A 20,578-nucleotide genomic window follows, 5' to 3' on the forward strand; every position below is an offset into this window, starting at 1 on the left:
ATTCCACCAATTTTCATTAGTGGAATAGTTTTAAAAAAAGAGTTCAGATGATTAAATTTCGTTACAAGCTTTTTTAATGCGTTCTTTATAACTATCAATCTTTTGTGGTGTCATCATGTGATGTTCATCATCAAGTACTACACCATTGACATCGTCAGCGATACGTTGCGCAGTTTGTAACATAAGTTTGAAGTTTTGTTGATTGTTACCATGAGTTGGCGCAACCATAAATATTGATACACCCGGTGTGGTAAATTCGTGCATGGTTTCAGGATCTAAATAACCTGGGCTAATCATGTTAGCTAAACTAAATAAAATTGGGCCATTACCGGCAGGGTCAACATGGCGATGGAAAATTTGCATATCACCAAATTGGAATCCTGATTGCATTATGCTAGCTAACAGTACATCACCTTGTAATGATTTGCCATTTATACCGGTTACGTTTAGGACAATAATTTCAGTTTGGTTGTCTTCACCCACATCTAGTTTTTGATTGCTTTGTTCTTCAGATACTGATTGAGCCGTTTTTTGGACTTCTTTAACCTTTGGTGTTTCAGGTTCTTCAGCAAAAATTTCTTGTTGAAAGTTGATTGTAGGCTCGTTATCAGCCTTATCGTCAATTTCTTCGTCATCATTATTTGAAAATAGATCTTCTTGAAGAGGTAAATGTTCTTCCTCTTCTTCTTTCACGTTTTCTTTAACGTTCTCTTCTTCAACTACTACTGACTCAACTGGGTTATTACTTTCATCCTGTTTATTTTTAGGCGTGAGTAATATTACATCGTCTTCTTCGCCGTAGATGTCTTCAAATTGTTGAGTATTTGGTGTGAATTTATCTTTTTTGCCTGACTTAAATAAAGAAGAACGTTCTTTTTTATTGATCCAGAGCCCATGAATCAATAATGCAATAATGACTAAGGACGCAATAACAATTAGAACAGTACGTAAATTATCCATAATACCCATCTCAGAATTAAATTAAATATAGATTTAAATTATTCAATAATATAATTGAAAAAAAAGGATTAAAAAATACCACAATTAAATTTTTTTACTTTTTATTCGTAAGCTAAATCCATACTCACTTATTACAGCACTAAAAATCAATTCGCATATATTACTTTATTTCTCCAAATAATCATAATATCAATCCTAATTTTTTTATTATTATTGTTTCGTTATGGTTAAATTTAGTAAATTTTTAGAACTCTGTGCTATTAAGGTGTTAAGATACTTACAATCAATGCATATTTTTTGTAAAATCACCGATCACTTTTGAATGATTTCATTGTTTTTTATTAAAAAATAATTATTAAGTTACCGAGGTCTTTTTTATATGAGATTTAATAAGCTATTACTTACGCTGGCATTATCTGGTCTATTGTTATTAACTGGTTGTGATAATAATCAATCCCAATCAGCTAATGGCCAATTACCCAAGGTAACTGTTTTTAAAGTCCAACCTTTAGATTATACCCTTAAAATTAGTTTACCTGGGCGAGTTGTTGCATCGCAAATAGCTGAAATTCGCCCACAAGTTAGTGGAATTGTGTTAAATCGTGAATTTGAAGAAAGTTCGAATGTTAAAGCTGGGCAATCACTTTATCAAATCGATCCCGCTATTTATCAAGCTAATTATGATAGTGCGGTGGCAAGTGTAGAAAGTGCAAAAGCTAATGCTAATATTGCGCAACTTACTTTAAAACGTTATGCAGGGCTATTAAATACTAAATCCATCAGCCAACAAGAATATGATAAAGCTGCTGCTGATGCTAAACAAGCTGAAGCAAGTGTTTTAGTTGCTCAAGCAGCAGAACACGCTGCTAAAGTTAATTTAGATTATACTAAAGTTTATTCGCCAATTGATGGTTATATTGGTAAATCAAGTGTGACTGAAGGTGCGCTAGTTTCTGCTGGACAAGCTGCTCCACTTGCACTAGTTCAACAACTTGATCCAATTTATGTTGATATGACTGAAGCGGCGACTCGCTATAATAAATATCTTCAAGATGAAAATATTGTTTATGAACCCGCTAAAGGCAATAACGTTGATCTGTTCTTTAATGATGGTTCTAAATACGCATTATCAGGTAGCATTAAATTTTCAGATATGACAGTTAATGAGACTACAGGTACTGTTACGTTGCGTTCACAATTTTCAAATAGTGAAGGTAAAATTTTACCAGGTATGTTTGTTAAACCACAAATGACATTAGGTACTATTAAAAATGCAGTGTTAGTGCCTCAACAAGGTATTACTAGTAACCAAAAAGGCCAATATACAGCTAAGATTTTAAAATCAGATGGTGCAGTTGAATATCGCCAAGATATTAAAATTTATACCGGTATAGGTGGTTATTGGGTGGTAACTAGTGGAATTAACATCGGTGAAGAAGTTATTACAACAGGCCTACTTAATTTAACTGGGGTTGAAACAGGAACAGCTATGAAAGCGGTTGCAGTTGGTAAGCCTGCTGAACTGACTCAAGAGCAGTTAGATAGTCTCATCAAAAACAGTGTGAAATAAGGTAGATTTAATTATGGCTAAGTTTTTTATTGATAGACCTGTTTTTGCATGGGTAATTGCTATCATGATGATGCTGGGCGGTGCTTTGTGTATTAAGTTACTTGCTGTTGAACAGTATCCTGATATTGCACCACCTGCTGTTACGGTTTCAGCGGTTTATCCAGGTGCTGATGCACAAACAATTGAAAATACAGTTACGCAGTTAATTGAGCAAAACTTAACTGGTTTGGATAATTTGATTTATATGAAATCAACCAGTAGTGCTCAAGGTGTGGTACAAACTACGTTAACTTTTGCACCAGGTACTAGCCCTGATTTTGCGCAGGTACAGGTATTAAATAAAGTAGAAAGTATTAAATCTCGTTTACCAGAAAGTGTTCAAAAAAATGGGGTTTCGGTTGCTAAAAATAACACCAACTTCTTAAAAGTTATCGGCTTCTACTCAACCAATCCTCAAAAAACACAAGCAGATATAGCTGACTTTATTTATTCAACTGTACAAGATCAGATTCGTCGTGTACAAGGGGTAGGTGATACACAGTTATTTGGTTCTGAATATGCAATGCGTATTTGGTTAGATCCAAATAAACTTAATTATTTTAATCTGTCGATTGAAGAAATTATTAGTGCTATCCAAGCGCAAAATGCTCAGGTTACTGCAGGGCAATTAGGTGCTTTACCAGCCACTGAAGGGCAAGAACTTAATGCCACCATTACTGCTCAATCACGTTTAAAAACACCAGAGCAATTTCAAAATATTTTACTTCGTGTTAATACAGATGGCTCAAATGTTTTATTAAAAGATGTAGCAAAAGTTGAAATTGGTGCAGCTGATTATAATTTCCTTTCTCGTTATGATGGTAAACCATCAGCCGGTTTAGGTATTTATTTAGCAACAGGTGCTAACCAACTTGATACATCTGAGAAAGTTGACAAAAAAATTGAAGAGTTGTCTCATATTTTCCCTGAGGATATTAAATTTGCGTATCCTTATGATACAACACCATTTGTTAAATTATCGATCAACAACGTAGTACATACCTTAATCGAAGCAATCATTTTGGTTGTTATCGTTATGTATGTGTTTTTACAAAATCTGCGTTCTACACTTATTCCAACCATCACTGTACCGGTAGTATTGTTAGGTACGTTTGCGGTTCTATATATCTGTGGATTTACCATTAATACGTTATCCATGTTTGCTATGGTACTGGCCATCGGTCTTCTGGTCGATGATGCCATTGTGGTTATTGAGAACGTTGAACGTATTATGCATGATGAAGGGCTTTCGCCTTATGATGCAACCGTTAAATCGATGGAACAAATTACTTCTGCTTTAGTTGGTATTGCTGTGGTACTTTCAGCAGTATTCGTACCAATGGCATTTTATGGTGGTGCAGCAGGGGGGATTTATCGTCAATTTTCAATCACTATTGTAACGTCAATGTCATTATCAGTGGTGATGGCAATTGTGTTAACACCAGCACTTTGTGCTCAAATTTTAAAAGCGCCGTCAAAAAGCAAAATTAAGAAAGCTACGATTGGTGAAAAATTAGGAAGTATGCCTCCATTTAGCTGGTTTTCAATTGGTACTAAATGGTTCTTCAATAAATTTAATAATGTATATAACAAAAGTTTACATGCCTATGAAAAAGGTGTAATTAAATTTATTCGATATCCTCTCGTTTCATTTATTTGCTATGCGTTAATTGTTGTTGCTTTAATATTTGGCTTTAATCGCTTACCAACTGGCTTTTTACCAAATGAAGATCAGGGTGTATTAATTGTCATGGTCGAATTACCACCCGGTTCTACATTAGAACAAACCATGGGTGTGTTGAATAAAACCTCTAATTTCTATATGGAGAAAAAGGCTGACTCAGTGAAGGAAATCTTTACTGTTGCTGGTTTTAGTATGGTTGGTCGTGGTCAAAATATGGGGCTTGGCTTTATTCGATTAAAAGATTGGGATGAGCGTACTCGTCCAGACCAAAAAGTTGATGCTTTAGTTGGTAGTGGTTGGGGATTTGCTTCAACAATAACTGAAGGTCGTGTCATTATTACCAATGTACCAGCAGTGCCGTCACTTGGTATGGCTAATGGTTTCTCATATATGTTAAAAGATACCTCTGGCCTTGGACATGATGCATTGATGGGCGCATTTTTCCAATTATTGAGACAAGCTTCTCAAAATCCTAAGTTACAACAAGTTCGTCCTGGTAGTATGTTAGATGTTCCACAATATAAAATTAATGTGGATTTCGAAACGGCTCAAGCGCTTGGTGTTGCGGTAAGTAGTGTTAATACCGTGCTTTCAACTGCATTAGGTTCAGCTTATATTGATGACTTTGTTTATAATAACCGTGTTAAAAAGGTTTATTTACAATCTGATGCGGCTTATCGAATGCTTCCTGATGATTTTAGTTTCTGGCATGTGAAAAATCAAAAAGGTGAAATGGTACCTTATGATGCTTTTGCAACCACAACAAAAAGTTATGGTTCACCATCACTTGTTCGTTATGATGGTGTAGCGGCAATGGGTATTAGTGGTTCGGCAGCCCCTGGGTTGAGTTCTGGTCAGGCTATGGCGACTATGGAAGAATTATCTAAAAACTTACCTAAGGGCTTCTCGTTTGACTGGACAGATATTTCTTATCAAGAACGTCAAACAGGCTCTCAAACTACAACACTTTATTATATTTCAATCATTGTGGTGTTCTTGTCGTTAGCCGCTCTATATGAAAGCTGGACAGTACCTATTTCGATCCTATTTGTGATCCCATTAGGTATTATCGGTACCGTATATGCGACGATGTTTAGAGGTCTTGATAACGATATTTACTTTATTGTTGGACTTTTGACTACGATGGGCTTATCGGCTAAGAATGCTATTTTGATTGTGGAATTTGCTAAAGATGCACTCGAAAAAGAAGGTAAATCATTAATCGATGCAACGTTAGAAGCTTGTCGTCTACGTTTACGTCCAATCTTAATGACTTCGTTTGCTTTCATTCTTGGTGTGTATCCATTAGCAACAAGTAGTGGTGCTGGTTCTGTAAGCCAGAATGCGGTAGGTACAGGGGTAATCGGTGGTATGTTGACAGCAACATTCTTGGCGATATTCTATGTTCCGCTATTCTTCTTATTTGTAACTAAAGTATTTACTAAACATAAGAATAAAGTCGTATTGCCAACTAACTTTACAGGCAACACTGAAAATAAATAACCAATAGGTTAGATTTAAAAAGCACCAATAATCTTGGTGCTTTTTTTATGTGCTTTTGGGAATTAATCTTTTAAACGATAATTGAGTTTGTATTCAGTTAAATTTTGCGTTGAGGAACGGGGTTTTTGAGTGATATAAACCAGATATTGAGGTGATTTTTTTAAATATTAGACTTTATCGATGTGATTTAACTAAGTGTTGGGTCATATGCGCGTGGGTAATCGCGATTGCGAGCGCATCAGCGGCATCTGCTTGAGGGCTTGCAGGTAGTTTAAGTAATAACTTAACCATGTGCTGTACTTGCTTTTTATCCGCTGCTCCTGTTCCAACTACGCTTTGCTTAACTAATCGTGCAGCATATTCAAAAACGGGTAAATCATTATTAACCGCTGCAACAATGGCAGAACCTCGTGCTTGACCTAATTTTAGTGCGGAATCGGCATTATGAGCCATAAACACTTGTTCAATAGCAAACATGTCTGGTTGAAATTGGAGGATGATTTCGCTTACTCCGGCGTAGACACGTTTTAAACGCGTTGGTAAGTCATCAACTGCAGTACGGATACAACCACTGCCAAGATAGGTTAGTTGTCGTCCCGTTTGGCGAATTACACCGTAACCCGTCAAACGAGAACCTGGGTCAATCCCCAGAATGATAGTCATTAGAGCGCTGCTGCAACTTCGTCTGACACTTCTCCGTTATGATAAACTTCTTGAACATCATCACAATCTTCAAGCATGTCAATAAGACGTAGTAGTTTTGGAGCAGACTCTATATCCAAATCAACTTTAGTGGCTGGAATCATTGAAACTTCAGCTGATTCAGCGACTAAGCCTGCTGCATCTAGTGCATCTTTAACTTCACCGAATGATTCAGGTGTTGTAAATACATCAATAGCACCATCGTCATATGTCACAACATCATCAGCACCAGCTTCAAGCGCAGCATCCATGACTTGATCTTCGTCAGTTCCAGTTGGATATGAGATAACGCCTTTTTTGGTGAATAAGTAAGATACAGAACCATCAGTACCTAGGTTTCCACCCGTTTTAGTAAAAGCATGACGAACTTCTGATACCGTGCGGTTACGATTATCACTTAAGCATTCTACCATTACTGCCGTACCTGCTGGTCCATAACCTTCATAGATGATAGTTTCCATATTAGTATCATCTTCACCACCAACACCACGAGCAATTGCTCTGTTCATAGTGTCTCGAGTCATGTTGTTAGATAATGCTTTGTCCATAGCAGCTCGTAGACGAGGGTTAGACGCTGGATCGCCACCACCAAGTTTTGCTGCTGTTACAAGTTCGCGAATAATTTTGGTAAAGATTTTACCGCGCTTAGCATCTTGAGCTGCTTTGCGATGTTTGGTATTGGCCCATTTACTATGACCTGCCATAAAATTCTCCAGATTAAATAATTTAAAAATCGAGCTATTTTAACAAACTTTTAGCTAAAGTTCATTATCAATCTCTTTATTCCTTTTCTGCTGTTAATAATAAAGTTTTTATTAGAGTCATTTCAATCAAAGTTGAGTATGTGGGTATACAACATTGGTCTTATTTATTGCTGAAAGTTTGAAAAGAATAGTACTTATAGGTATATAACGTTAAATTGTATTAATAATTAAAAAATCGCTCTATAAGCTTTGTGCAACACTTGTTTAGTGCTCTTAGGCTTGAATAAATTTTTAGTTAGTAAAAAATAAAAAAAGCGCCCTATCAAGCAGCGCTTTTAATTTGTTAAATATAATATGGTTTAAAATTTTTACTAACTCATTCCATATTGTTTTAATTTTTTGCGTAAAGTACCACGGTTGATACCAAGCATATTTGCTGCTCGAGTTTGATTGCCACGAGTATATTGCATAACCATATCAAGGAATGGGTGTTCAACTTCAGCTAACACTAATTCGTATAGATCAGTAGGATCTTCACCATTTAATTGTGATAAATAGTTTTTTAAAGCTTGTTTTACCGAATCTCGTAAAGGCTTTTGTGTTATTTGGTCTTGAGAGTTTACAGTTGTAAATTTAAGTGCTGCAGCTGTAACGCGTTGTTCTGACATAGTATTTTTAACTCTTTTATTTGTTTCTAATTTGACTAAAAAATGCTTTTAGTGTTTTTACTTGCTCACTTGTATTGCTAAGTACACTAAATAAGCGCCTGAATTGATCACTATCAGCATAACTCTTGGTATACCAATTTACATGCTTTCTGGCAATCCTTAATCCTTTGTATTCTCCATAAAATTGATAAAGATCTTCAAGGTGTGTTAACACAATTTGTTCGACTTCATCAATTGTTTTATTTTTTTTTAACTGTCCGTGTGCTAAATAGAATGCAATTTCTTCAAATATCCAAGGTCGCCCCTGTGCCGCTCGGCCGATCATTATACCATCAGCTTGCGTATATTTGAAAACATCTTTTGCTTGTTCTGGTGTACAAATATCACCATTTGCAATTACCGGAATCGTTACCTTTTCTTTCACTGCTTTTATGGAGTCATATTCGACTTCTCCATTGAATAAGCATGCACGACTTCGCCCATGAATAGTAATAGCCTTTATGCCACAATCCTGCGCAATTTGTGCGATTTCAATGCAATTTCTATTATTTTTATCCCATCCAGTCCGAGTTTTTAGTGTTACTGGCACATCAACTGAGCCAACAACTTTTTGCAAAATATTTTTTATTAGATCTGGATGCTGCATTAATGCAGAACCAGCTAATTTTTTATTTACTTTTTTAGCAGGGCATCCCATATTAATATCAATTAATTGAGCACCATGTTTGACATTAAATTCAGCAGCTCTAGCCATTTCATCTGGATCTGAGCCAACAATTTGGACTGCACGTATACCAACATCATCAGTTGAAATCATTCTTAATGCTGATTTGTCAGTATGCCATACATCTGAATTAGCTAAAAACATTTCAGAAATAGTCATTCCTGCACCAAAGCGATGACATAAATTTCTAAATGGTTTATCGCTTATTCCTGCCATAGGGGCCGCAATTAAATTGTTTTTTAATGTGACCTTGCCAATGCTAAGCAAATTAAGGTCGGCTATATTACGCATTTTTCCTCTAAGTTAAAAGGGGGTAATGTCACATTTTTACTTTTTTTTACCAGTAATTCGGCACCACTCTTCTTGTTCAATAATAGGATCAAGTTCAAAATGAGTCTGATATGCTTCATATACACTTTGAGATTGAGTGGCTAAAATACCTGATAATCCTAGTTTTCCATTAGTTTTTACAAGGTTATTGATCTGTGGTTCAAGTTCTTTTAAAGGGCCAGCTAATATGTTTGCGACAACAACATCTGCTTGTAAATTATTTGGAAGATCTTTTGCTAAATATAGTTCAATTTTTTCACTAACATTATTTCGCTCAGCATTGTCACGACTTGCTTGGATCGCTTGAGGATCAATATCTACTCCAATGACTCGCTTAGCGCCTAATTTTAATGCAGCAATGGCTAAAATGCCTGAACCGCAACCATAATCAATCACAATCTTGTTGTTTAGATCTAGACTATCTAACCAAGTTAAACATAATGCTGTTGTCGGGTGGGTCCCCGTTCCAAATGCTAGACCAGGATCTAACATTACGTTGACTGCATTAGGATCAGGAATGTCTCGCCAGCTAGGGCATATCCATAATCTTTTACCAAACTGCATTGGATGAAAGTTATCCATCCACTCTCTTTCCCAATCTTTATCTTCTAGCTGTTCTATTTTATAGGAATATTGGTCTAGATTTAGTATCGCTTTTAATTCATCAATATCTATTTGAGCATCATAAAGTCCAACTACGTCGGTGTTTCCCCAAAGTTTCGTTTCACCAGGTAACGGTTCAAAAACAGGGTTATCATAAGTGTCTTGAAAAGTGACTGATACAGCACCCGATTCTTCTAGTTGCTCGCTGATTTGTTCAGCTAATTCATTAGTAGTGTTAATTCTGAGTTGAATCCAAGGCATAGTTTTTTCCTGTTTGGCCAAATAGGTTGGCAATAATAAATACAACTAATCCGATCAGTAACGATGGTATGATTGGATGGAAAGCATAAATCTTAATGTTATAAACAGCGAGAAGAGTATAGCTTATTGCACCAGCTAACATTGAGCAAAGTGCCCCTGTTGCATTCGCTTTTTTCCAGTATAATCCGAGTACTAATGGCCATAAAAATACTGCTTCAAGCCCACCAAATGCTAGTAAATTAAGCCAGATGATCATTTCGGGTGGTTTCCATGCGGCTAATATCAATAATCCACCAAAGAAATAGGTAATGGTAACTGATAATCGAGTTAGCATTTTATCACTAAATTTGGTATTTGGTCTTATCGTTAGGAATAGATCTTTAATAATAACCGATGATACTTGTAGTAGTTGGGCATTAATTGTGGACATTATAGCTGAAAGTGGTGCAGCCAAAAAGATTCCTGCAGCCAAAGGAGGCATAACTTTTATAATTAATGTGGGTACAATTTGATCCGGAATCGTTAAATCACTCACTATCGCACGACCGAGTGCTCCAGATAAATGCATAGTTAACATGATAATTGTTACAACTATAGTACCAATAATAATACCTTGGTGAACCGCTTTACTATCTTTATAGGCCATGCAACGAACAGCAGTATGTGGTAAACCAACAACACCAAAGCAGACTAAAACCCAAAAAGAAGCCATAAAAGGGAAGTCCATAAAATTATTTGGTCCTTGTGGTGTTAATAAAGCCGGATCGATTGTATATAAACGGTCAATAATATTTGTAATCCCACCACCAGCGTAAATAATTGCGACTAAAAGTAAAATGGCACCGATTATCATAACTAAGCCTTGGAAAGCATCATTTAAAATGCTGGCTCTAAAACCACCAAAAGCCGTATATATTACTGTGCCGAATCCAAAAATAATTAATCCATTGTCATAAGGAATACCGACAGATGATTCTAATAAACGGGCTCCTCCTACAAATTGTACTGTCATCGCACCAACAAAAGCAGTAATTAAAGCGATACTTGCAAACCATACAATCATTTTACTTTTATAATGAGAATAGAGCATATCACTAAGCGTTATTGCATTGTATTTACGGGCTAAAATAGCAAACTTTTTACCTAAAATGCCCAGTGAAAGTAATACAGTAGGGACTTGGATCATTGATAAAAGCACCCAGCCAAGTCCATATTTATAAGCAGCCCCTGGCCCACCGATGAATGAACTAGCACTAATATAAGTTGCAGCCAAGGTCATCGCCAGTAAAAAACCGCCCATGGTGCGATTACCAATAAAATAGTCAGTAAATTGGTTTACTTTCTTTCTTTTTATATAAGCGTAAATTGATAACGCAAATACAAATATAAGGTAAATAATAAGAGGAAAAATAATATCTAATTGCACGCTTAATGGCCTATTCTAATGGAATATTTTTGAATTGTTTTTTTACCACAATATAACATAACAAGATAAAACCGAATGGTACCATTATACATGACAGCTCAAACCATAATGGTAAACCTATGAAACCTTTTTGATCTTTTAAACTATAAGCGCTAATTACCCATGCAGCGAAATAGATAAGAGTAAGTAACAATGAAAGCTTTGCTTCTTTATTAGCCTGCTTGTAACGAGTATCCATATTAAATAAATGGTTAATTAATTTGGGGGAACTTAGAGTAAAAGAAAGTGTTTAACTTGGCAAGTTTATTGCAATTTATGCAATATAATGTTCTAAATATATCAATTTTCGCAATTATGATTTTACGCTATAGTGCTCTGATTAAAAATAATTCAACTCATGGAGAGAATAATGTCTAACTATTTTAATACATTAAATTTACGCGAAAAATTAGAACAACTAGGTCAGTGCCGTTTTATGGCTCGTGATGAATTTGCATCAGAAGCTAACTTTTTAAAAGGCAAAAAGATTGTGATCGTTGGTTGTGGTGCTCAAGGTCTTAACCAAGGGCTAAATATGCGCGATTCTGGTTTAGATATTTCTTACGCTTTACGTAAAGAAGCTATTGCAGAAAAAAGAGCATCATGGAAAAAAGCAACAGAAAATGGCTTTAAAGTTGGAACTTATGAGGAATTAATTCCTACCGCTGATTTAGTTATCAACTTAACTCCAGATAAGCAACATTCAGCTGTAGTACAAGCTGTTCAACCATTGATGAAAAAGGGTGCAGCATTAGGTTATTCACACGGTTTTAACATCGTTGAAGTTGGCGAAAAAATTCGTCCAGATATCACAGTAGTGATGGTTGCGCCAAAATGTCCAGGAACAGAAGTTCGTGAAGAGTATAAACGTGGATTTGGTGTACCAACTCTGATCGCTGTCCATCCTGAAAATGATCCTAAAGGCGAAGGTTTAGCAATTGCTAAAGCATGGGCTGCTGCAACAGGTGGTCATAGAGCGGGTGTTTTACAGTCTTCTTTTGTTGCTGAAGTTAAATCTGATCTTATGGGTGAACAAACGATCTTATGTGGTATGTTGCAAACTGGATCATTACTTTGCTTTGACAAACTTGTCGCAGATGGCGTTGATCCTGCATATGCTTGTAAATTATTACAATTTGGTTGGGAAACGATCACTGAAGCATTAAAACAAGGTGGTATTACGTTAATGATGGATCGTTTATCTAATCCTGCTAAATTACGTGCGAATGCATTAGCTAAAGAATTAAAAGTGATCATGACTGATCTTTACCGTAAACATATGGATGATATTATTTCAGGCGAATTCTCATCAACGATGATGAAAGATTGGGCTAACGATGATGTTAACTTATTGAAATGGCGTAAAGAAACGGGTGAAACTGCATTCGAAAAAGCTGCCGAATATCAAGGTAAGATTGACGAACAAGCTTATTTTGATCAAGGTGTTGTTATGGTAGCAATGGTTAAAGCAGGGGTTGAACTTGCATTTGAAACTATGCTTGAATCTGGTATTTTACCTGAATCAGCTTATTATGAATCACTACATGAGTTACCACTTATTGCAAATACAATTGCTCGTAAACGTTTGTATGAAATGAATGTCGTTATTTCTGATACCGCTGAATATGGTAACTATCTATTTGCTAATGCAGCTGTTCCATTATTAAAAGAGAAATTCATGCCAATGTTACAAGCAGGTGACTTAGGTAAAGCTATACCTGAAGGCAGTGTTGATAATGCACAATTACGTGATGTTAATGAAGCTATTCGTCACCATCCAATTGAGATCGTTGGGCGTAAACTTCGTAGCTATATGACAGATATGAAAAGGATCAATGTAGCAAGTTAATTGATCTTAATCAGTTATGAAAAAGGTGCTAATAAGCACCTTTTTTTATGTCTAAAGTATCTTAACATCAAGCTTTAACTGCATTTAATATTTTGTAAAATTACGATTTGATCACAAAGGATCAAGGATCAAAAAAAGGATCCAACTTAGATCATTCGGATCCTTCTAAGATTTTCATAAAACTTTTAAAAATTAAATAATTAAAAATTTTTTATTTTAACTTTTTATTTATTTTTTATATTAGTTATGGTATATTTTGTTCAAATTTAGTTCAATTTGTAAGGATAAAATATCAATGAAAATGGCTTTTCGACCAACTGATAGCTGGCGTTGGTATTTTGATAATGAATACGACAGCTTAATGCTTGAAATTTCATCAGAAATGTTATTTCGTTGTAATTATGCAAGTAAAACACTAATACCTGATGTATTTAGTGAGTTTTCGTTTTCTGTCGATGACGCAACAGCTTATTATCTATTTTATGATAGTTGTCAATCTTTGATTTTGAGTGACGCTCAAAAAATTGAATTATCAATTAATGCAATTGTTGCTTCAAATTTTTTGAAACCACAAATGCCTAAGAGCTGGTATTTTTCTCAGCAACCTATGCTTTATAATCCCAAAGTTGCTGATATTGTGGAAGTAAACCTACAAGAATCCGGTCAAAGGGTATGTTTATTGGTCGTTGAAGCTGGTGAAAACGCATCGCTTTGCATTGTTGCTCAACCGACGTTTGTGGCTATGAACAAAACCTTCTGTTTTTCAGAAGCGATTAAAGTGATGAATGATAGACTAGCATTAGCTAATCAGTTTGTAAAAACAGAAAGCTCTATGACGTTGGTTAATGAGCAGTTGGAATTAAAAGCTATTTCCTAATTATCTTAATTAAAAATGAGTAGTATGATACTACTCATTGATTCTTTTAAAACTTATCAACCCGGCATGTAATATATTATAAAGTAATCCATTTTAGTACGATTACCATGATCCAATAACTTCTCTTTTGCGAATTCATGCCCTTGTTCAGCTGCTTTTTTTATATAATCCAGTCCAGCTTCCCACAATGGTTCTTCATCAAAAAACATTAAACCTACTTTGTATTGAGCATCCATATCATTATTTTTTAACGCAAGTTGTAATTCAGGATCTTTACGTAATTCATATAAAGGTCTACAACCTGGAGTACTATAGCCACCTTGAAAGCAATATTTTTTGAACCAGTAAATTGCTTTAGGAAAATCTTGAGGAACATAGTAACCTTCCATATATAGCTTAGATAAAGAACTGTTAGCTTTCCAATCCCCTGCCTTAGCTGCTTCTTTTAACCAATAAATTTTTTTATCTATCTCTGTAATAAAACTGAACCTCGAAGCAATGTATCCTAAAATGTGAGGATTTTTAACATAATTGGAATATTTAATATAATTTTCCATAATTTTTTTATCTTGGTCATCTTCATGAAGACTAGTTTTAGAATATAAGTCAATTATGTGAAGAAACAACTTAGGATCATTATCCGCAGCATAAGAGTAAAAATAAATAGCGGGTAAATATTTGTAATTTTTTTCACACCATTTAGCTATTTTTATGGCGATTCTAGGATCAGGTTTATCCTTGTCGAATTTTTCCAATAACGGATAGAGTTCTTTATGGTATGAATATTTGAGATTGTTCTTATATATTTCACATGCTGGAGAAGAAGACAATGCGCAAGCCTTTTTAAAATACATTAAAGCTTTGTTCATTTTAACTTCATTTAAATAGTAGCCACTCAAATAAAGTAAGGAAGGAATATCCCCTCGAAATGCGTTATCTTGCATACCATCCAAGATACTTTTATCAACCTCTGTGTTTTCATCTTTATAAATTTTTTCATCAAACAGATATTTAGAATTCAATAAAGTATCAATTTGAGCTTCAATTTTAGCAAGAGCAATAAAGTAGGGTAAAGATGGTTCACCAATATCTCTAGCTTCAGAAAATCTCCAAAGTGCTCTACCAGGAGCTCTATCAATAGATTTACCAGTAAGATATGCTTGACCAATTAAAAAAGATACATAACCATTTACTTTTTGATTATTTTCTTTTTTCATATATTCAATAAAATCATGAAAATAATAGTAATTAGGATTTTTTCTAATATCTTCTAAAGTCATTACTAATTTAATGGTGTTTAAATCACCATTCATTATTGCAATTCGAATTAATGATAATCCTTTATCTATTAATTTAGGTTTTATGAAAACGTTTATTATGTCAATTTCTAGGTTTTTACATCTATAAGACAAGTAATTATTACGATCATCTTCTTCACCATACACACCATAATAGATATCATTAGTCAAAATAAATTGGTCTTTCCAAGTTGATACTAAATCATGAATGTTATGAATTTTATTGCAACTTTTGTTGTGAAGTGTATTAGCCAATTCAATATAACTCATCCCTAGCTGAGTAAGATAAGTTAGATTTGTTGTATTGCCTTCTTCTAATTCTTTAAGGACTTTCTCTTCTTTTTTTTCCTTTATATTGTCGAAAACCATTTTATAATGATCTAAAGAAAATACAGATGTAGAAAGGGAACCGAGAAGCGTAAATAAAAATAATTTTTTTAACATCCACTGTAGCCTAATATTTATTCCATTATTTTAATAAATTAAATTCTTTGTCTTATAATAAAAATTATTATTTTTCTATTCTATAGTGATATCACCTTTTGGAACACAACTACAGGCTAGAATATGTTTATTTTGTTTAATCGCTGATTGAGTTAAAGGTTTTACATCCCCTTTTGTTAATAATACTGAGCAACGACCACATACACCAGCCCGACAAGAGTTAGGAATTGAAATATGATGTTGTTCAAGTTGTTCTAAAATTGTTTGCTGATTATTACCTTTAATTTTTTTATCTTGGAAAGTAATTGTACAAGGTTGATAGTCTTTTATTGATTCTGTAGGAAAGTTTTTAATATAGCTTTTAGCTGGTTGGCGTTCAAGTACCTCAATTTTATCACCAATCGATACAGTACCATGATTTCGAGCAATCATATTCATACCAAAATCAATTTTACCATCCAAATTAGTTCTAAAATAACTTAAAGTTTTTAAAGGTTCATTATTAGGTAAAGCTTTGGCTGAATTGACATTGAACGTGGTTAATACACAACGAGTACAAGGTTTGATGATATCAAATATTAACTCACCAATTTTAATGGTTTTCCATCCATCCTCTGCAAAAGGGAGTGCGCCATCAATAATAATATTGCCACGAAATTGGCGAATATCTAATTTTTCAGGGCACTGTTGTTCAAGATAGTTAAATGATGCAAGATTTAACAACAAATAAGGATAACCATCAGCAAAACTAACTGGCACATCTGGATAACGTTTAGTTCTTCGACTCAATTTTTTGCCGATCCAACGCAATTGCACATCTTTTTGAAGAAATTGGCTAAAAAATTGATTAACTTTAATTGGCGCAATATGTGATGTAAAGTGATTTCCCCAAACTTCGGTTGCTTCATTACTAAGTGAAAACTCATCGAAATTAATCACGATTGATTCGTTAGTTGGTAATGACACCTGCACTTGGTTGTCAATTATTACCGTTTTAAGTTTTAACAGCTCTGGATATTGTCTGGCAGTTATAAATGTTCCATCTGGTTCACTTATCATTAAGATACGGTCATATTCAAAGCCACCATCAATACTCTTGGCACGCGTCAATGCAATACCTTGCATTGATTTAATCGGATAGATAAAGAGTTGTTTAACGGCAATCATATCGGCAAATATTTAATTAGTTTGATCAAATTATATATTTAATTATTAGGGATTTATATATTTAAGTGCCATAAATTCATTCCTAAGCTATCTTACAATCGTCGTTCAATGATATTTTGTATAGGATGATATTCTGCTTTTATAAAAGAAGTATTATGTTCGCATGGGGTATCATCTTCAAGATATGTGACTTCCTCAAGTTTTAGTAGGGCGGTATTTTTAGCTATATTTAATGAATTCTCAATTTTTTCATCATCGACATTTACAGCCATAATGTTTTGAATTCGTTTTTTTACTTTTTTTCCTGTGATCTCTTCAATATAACCAAATTTTGATATCTCTAATTGACTAAATTCGAACTGATGAAATAAATTTGCAGGTATTAACGTAAACTCTATTGATACAGGAATATTATCAAAAAACATTAATCTAACAATTTTATAAACAAAATCATTTCGCTTTAATTTAAGTAAATTGGCCAATTCTTCACTTGGAACAGGAATTATACTTGCAGAAAGAACTTTTCTAGCTCCCCTATAACCTTGTTTTTTAGCCTGATAATCGAAATGAGAGATTACATTAAATTTACCAGTTAGATTAATATTTCGCTCAAATGAACCTACATGTAATCCTGACTTTCTGACACGGTAAATTAGTCCTTCTTCTAATAAATGTCTGGTGGCTTCTCTAACAGTGGTACGAGTTACATCCAAAATCTTTGCAATATTAACTTCAGTATCAATTTTCTCACCAGTAGATAAGTTTTTTTCTTCTATTAGATTAGTAATGTAATTGATAACTTTTAATTGTTTTGTTGTTATGTTACCACTCATTTTGATTCCTCAATTTTTCTATTAGTTATCATTTTCATTCAAATAACCTCAGATAGCAATATTTTGACTATATATTAAATAGGTTCAACGCCATTCAACCTTATTCCTTCTAAAGTTTATTCATACTCAATTTTATTTATATCAGCCTTAAATAAACCTAAATCATAGTAAACAAATTAAAATATGTATATTCATAATAACTTAAAAATTAAAATGTGATTAACTTAACATTTTGAATAAAATTATATATACATTATTTTTCTATAAAATATTATTTGCTTGCTATTTATAATGACTAGTCATATTAAATATGCGTATGTATTTTAAATTTTAAGGAATTTTACTATGGATAAAAAAATATCAATTAGAGCTAAAATTCAAAGTTTTGGTGGATTCCTCACAGCAATGGTCATACCAAATATTGGTGCTTTTATGGCTTGGGGATTTATTACCGCTCTTTTTATTCCAGCAGGATGGTTGCCGAATGAACAACTAGGCAGCCTAGTTAGCCCTATGATTACTTATATGTTACCAATGCTTGTTGGATATACCGGCGGTGACATGATTGGAGGTAAACGCGGAGCAATAATTGGCACAGTCGGTACAATGGGGATTGTAGTTGGTTCAGACATACCTATGTTATTAGGTGCAATGGCTATGGGCCCATTGGGTGGTTATTGTAGTAAACAGCTTGATAAATTATTAGAAAATCGTTTACCTAATGGTTTTGAAAATATTATTCAAAATTTTGCATTAGGTTTCTTAGGAATGGGATTAGCAATTTTAGGCTATTATTTTATTGGCCCATTTATGCTATCCATCACTAATATTATCGCTGCAGCAATAGATGGATTATTACAAACGGGTTATCTAGCTTCTCTCGCCTTATTAATTGAGCCTACTAGGGTACTTTTCCTCAATAATGCTATTGATCAGGCAATATTTTATCAGTTAGGAATGAAAGATGCTTTAGTTAATGGATCATCGGTTTACTTCATGGTATTTGCCAGTCCTGGTCCAGGATTAGGTCTACTATTAGCATTCTGTTTCTTCGGTAAAGGTATGAGTAAAAAATCTGCACCGGCAGCAACTATTATTCATTTCTTTGGCGGTATTCATGAAATGTATTTTCCATATGTTTATATGCGACCACTAATGATTTTTCCTCTCATGTTAGGCTCGGCAGCTGGGATTATTGTCTTTTCACTAATGAATGCCGGATTGGTTGCAGGTGCTACTCCAGGATCAATTTTTGCCTTTTTAGCTCTTACACCTCCTGGAAAACATCTTGCAACAATATGTGGTATAGGCGCCGCTGCGATAGTTTCATTTATTGGTTGTAGTTTTTTACTTAAAATCAGTCCAATTACTGAAAAAGATGAAGATTTCTCTAATTCAAAACAAGAAGTGCTTGATACAAAATTAGAAGGAAGCAATAAAGCTTATTTGAAAGCCAAAGCTGACATTCAGTTATCAAATCAATCTCAACAAAATGAACAAGAAGTTGATCTAAAAAATATTCAATTCATTGCTTTTGCTTGTGACGCTGGAGCTGGTTCAAGTGCACTAGGTGCATCAAGATTCAAAAAACAACTAAAGGAAAACGGTGTTGCTAAAGACATTATTGTAAAACATTTTTCCATCGAAAATGTACCGCAAGAAGCTGATCTTGTTGTTATTCAAGAACGATTAGTTGAAAGAGCTAGCCATAAGGTAAAACAGCCAATAGTAAGTATTAAAAACTATATTGGTGATCCTAAATTAGATGAATTAATCAACAAGATAAAAGAAGCCTTATCTTAATATTGTACGGTCTTATTGAAGTAAGAATTTTATAATTTTTTTAACAGAGACAAAATATGAAAGCAGTGAAAATAACTGATATAAAAAAAACAGACATTGTTGAACTTCCTGAACCGTTACTCAAAGAAGGAAATGCTGTTGTTAAAATTGAATATGGTGGTATCTGTGGTTCAGATACCCATTTTTACCTGGGAATGCACCCTTCATTGAAGCCACCAACAAACTTTATTCAAGGCCATGAAGCGGTTGGTGTGATCACTAAAGTAAACTCTAATAATAAAGGATTTTCAATCGGTGATCATGTTGCAATAAATCCACTTGTTGGGTGTGGAGAATGTGTTAATTGTATTAATGGCTATCCCAATATCTGTCGAGTAAATCGTCGTGTAATGGGATTTAGATTAGATGGAACTTTAGCTCAATACATAACTGTAGATCTCGATCATTTGGTTAAGTTAGATAACAACATTGATCTTAAAATAGCTGCCACATTTGAGCCTTTAGCGGTTGGTTATCATGCTGTTAAACTCCTAGAGAATATAAATATAAATAATTATCCGATCATTATTACTGGTGGTGGCACTATAGGCGTTGTGACCGGATTGGTTTTAAAGCACCTTTATAACTTAAAGCCAATTATTATTGAAACAAATCAAACTAGAGTTAAATTACTTAATGAACTTGGATTTACAGTAAATAATAGTATCTGTGAAGTTCATATTTTAGATTCAAAAATCAGACCGATTATTTTTGAATGTTCAGGAGTGCGAAATGTACTTGATGAAATTATTGACTCACAAAGAAAGCCAGAATATTTAGTGCTTATTGCGCAATATGCTAAAGGAAATAGCGTTAATCTTCATGAATTACAATCATCGGAAATAACTGTTATTTCTAGCCATATGTATACACCAGAAGATCTTATTAATACGGCAAAATTGTTAAGTCGAAAGGAAGTTCAAACTGACTTATCAAAAATAATCTATGAAAAAGTCTTTCCATTAGAAGATGCAGATAAAGCCTTTCAACAAGCTATATCAGGAAACCTCGATGGCAAACTCAAAGTGCTTATTAAATGTTGAGTTTAATAAAGG

General features: G+C 34.1%; 17 protein-coding genes. 6 read left to right on the forward strand and 11 right to left on the reverse strand.

Annotation, left to right across the window (positions count from 1 at the left end; genetic code table 11):
• Positions 1 to 51 precede the first annotated feature (51 nt).
• A complete protein-coding gene (gene zipA, locus J3U24_RS06825; protein WP_065734158.1) occupies positions 52 to 963 on the reverse strand; it encodes a cell division protein ZipA in 912 nt (303 codons plus the stop codon).
• A 376-nt stretch (positions 964 to 1,339) separates the two neighbouring features.
• On the opposite strand from zipA, the gene J3U24_RS06830 reads away from it, so the two are divergent.
• Both J3U24_RS06830 and J3U24_RS06835 read left to right on the forward strand, forming a co-directional pair.
• Positions 1,340 to 2,530, forward strand: a complete 1,191-nt coding sequence (locus tag J3U24_RS06830; RefSeq protein ID WP_220225790.1) for an efflux RND transporter periplasmic adaptor subunit — start codon at positions 1,340 to 1,342, stop codon at positions 2,528 to 2,530.
• 13 nt (positions 2,531 to 2,543) lie between these two features.
• Complete coding sequence (locus tag J3U24_RS06835; protein ID WP_267330666.1) at positions 2,544 to 5,756, forward strand: efflux RND transporter permease subunit; 3,213 nt, start codon at positions 2,544 to 2,546, stop codon at positions 5,754 to 5,756.
• Between the two features lie 174 nt (positions 5,757 to 5,930).
• On the opposite strand, the gene ruvC is transcribed toward J3U24_RS06835, so the two are convergent.
• The 7 genes from ruvC to J3U24_RS06870 form a co-directional block, all read right to left on the reverse strand.
• Complete coding sequence (gene ruvC / locus J3U24_RS06840) at positions 5,931 to 6,419, reverse strand: crossover junction endodeoxyribonuclease RuvC (protein WP_065563411.1); 489 nt, start codon at positions 6,417 to 6,419, stop codon at positions 5,931 to 5,933.
• Complete coding sequence (locus tag J3U24_RS06845; RefSeq protein WP_065563412.1) at positions 6,419 to 7,162, reverse strand: YebC/PmpR family DNA-binding transcriptional regulator; 744 nt, start codon at positions 7,160 to 7,162, stop codon at positions 6,419 to 6,421. The genes ruvC and J3U24_RS06845 overlap by 1 nt, the downstream gene beginning before the upstream one ends.
• Before the next feature lie 371 nt (positions 7,163 to 7,533).
• On the reverse strand, positions 7,534 to 7,830 hold the full coding sequence (fis, locus tag J3U24_RS06850) for a DNA-binding transcriptional regulator Fis (protein ID WP_034883623.1): 297 nt from the start codon (positions 7,828 to 7,830) through the stop codon (positions 7,534 to 7,536).
• A gap of 16 nt (positions 7,831 to 7,846) precedes the next feature.
• Positions 7,847 to 8,845: a tRNA dihydrouridine synthase DusB gene (gene dusB / locus J3U24_RS06855; RefSeq protein WP_065563413.1), complete on the reverse strand. Its 999-nt coding sequence runs from the start codon at positions 8,843 to 8,845 to the stop codon at positions 7,847 to 7,849.
• A gap of 36 nt (positions 8,846 to 8,881) precedes the next feature.
• Positions 8,882 to 9,748: a 50S ribosomal protein L11 methyltransferase gene (prmA, locus tag J3U24_RS06860; RefSeq protein WP_267330665.1), complete on the reverse strand. Its 867-nt coding sequence runs from the start codon at positions 9,746 to 9,748 to the stop codon at positions 8,882 to 8,884.
• Positions 9,723 to 11,174, reverse strand: a complete 1,452-nt coding sequence (gene panF / locus J3U24_RS06865; RefSeq protein WP_267330664.1) for a sodium/pantothenate symporter — start codon at positions 11,172 to 11,174, stop codon at positions 9,723 to 9,725. The genes prmA and panF overlap by 26 nt, the downstream gene beginning before the upstream one ends.
• Positions 11,175 to 11,184: 10 nt before the next feature.
• Positions 11,185 to 11,412, reverse strand: coding sequence for a YhdT family protein (locus J3U24_RS06870; RefSeq protein ID WP_065563416.1), 228 nt, complete (start codon positions 11,410 to 11,412; stop codon positions 11,185 to 11,187).
• A 171-nt stretch (positions 11,413 to 11,583) separates the two neighbouring features.
• On the opposite strand from J3U24_RS06870, the gene ilvC reads away from it, so the two are divergent.
• Both ilvC and J3U24_RS06880 read left to right on the forward strand, forming a co-directional pair.
• Positions 11,584 to 13,062, forward strand: a complete 1,479-nt coding sequence (gene ilvC, locus J3U24_RS06875) for a ketol-acid reductoisomerase (protein WP_065733793.1) — start codon at positions 11,584 to 11,586, stop codon at positions 13,060 to 13,062.
• Positions 13,063 to 13,357: 295 nt separating this feature from the next.
• On the forward strand, positions 13,358 to 13,939 hold the full coding sequence (locus J3U24_RS06880; protein WP_141677448.1) for a cell division protein ZapC: 582 nt from the start codon (positions 13,358 to 13,360) through the stop codon (positions 13,937 to 13,939).
• A 56-nt stretch (positions 13,940 to 13,995) separates the two neighbouring features.
• Here J3U24_RS06880 and J3U24_RS06885 read toward each other — a convergent pair whose 3' ends face one another.
• The 3 genes from J3U24_RS06885 to J3U24_RS06895 all read right to left on the reverse strand — a co-directional run bounded on the left by J3U24_RS06885 (position 13,996) and on the right by J3U24_RS06895 (position 17,681).
• Complete coding sequence (locus J3U24_RS06885) at positions 13,996 to 15,681, reverse strand: tetratricopeptide repeat protein (RefSeq protein ID WP_267337449.1); 1,686 nt, start codon at positions 15,679 to 15,681, stop codon at positions 13,996 to 13,998.
• Positions 15,682 to 15,756: 75 nt separating this feature from the next.
• Complete coding sequence (locus J3U24_RS06890) at positions 15,757 to 16,848, reverse strand: YcbX family protein (protein ID WP_267330662.1); 1,092 nt, start codon at positions 16,846 to 16,848, stop codon at positions 15,757 to 15,759.
• Positions 16,849 to 16,940: 92 nt separating this feature from the next.
• Positions 16,941 to 17,681 carry a GntR family transcriptional regulator gene (locus J3U24_RS06895; protein WP_065733796.1) on the reverse strand — a complete coding sequence of 247 codons (741 nt, stop codon included), beginning with the start codon at positions 17,679 to 17,681 and terminating at the stop codon, positions 16,941 to 16,943.
• Between the two features lie 345 nt (positions 17,682 to 18,026).
• On the opposite strand from J3U24_RS06895, the gene J3U24_RS06900 reads away from it, so the two are divergent.
• Complete coding sequence (locus tag J3U24_RS06900) at positions 18,027 to 19,484, forward strand: PTS mannitol transporter subunit IICB (protein ID WP_267337448.1); 1,458 nt, start codon at positions 18,027 to 18,029, stop codon at positions 19,482 to 19,484.
• 56 nt (positions 19,485 to 19,540) lie between these two features.
• Positions 19,541 to 20,566 carry a zinc-dependent alcohol dehydrogenase gene (locus tag J3U24_RS06905; RefSeq protein WP_267330660.1) on the forward strand — a complete coding sequence of 342 codons (1,026 nt, stop codon included), beginning with the start codon at positions 19,541 to 19,543 and terminating at the stop codon, positions 20,564 to 20,566.
• The last annotated feature ends 12 nt before the right edge of the window (positions 20,567 to 20,578 follow it).

The organism is Gilliamella sp. B2785 (assembly GCF_026537005.1).
GTDB lineage: Bacteria > Pseudomonadota > Gammaproteobacteria > Enterobacterales > Orbaceae > Gilliamella > Gilliamella apicola_E.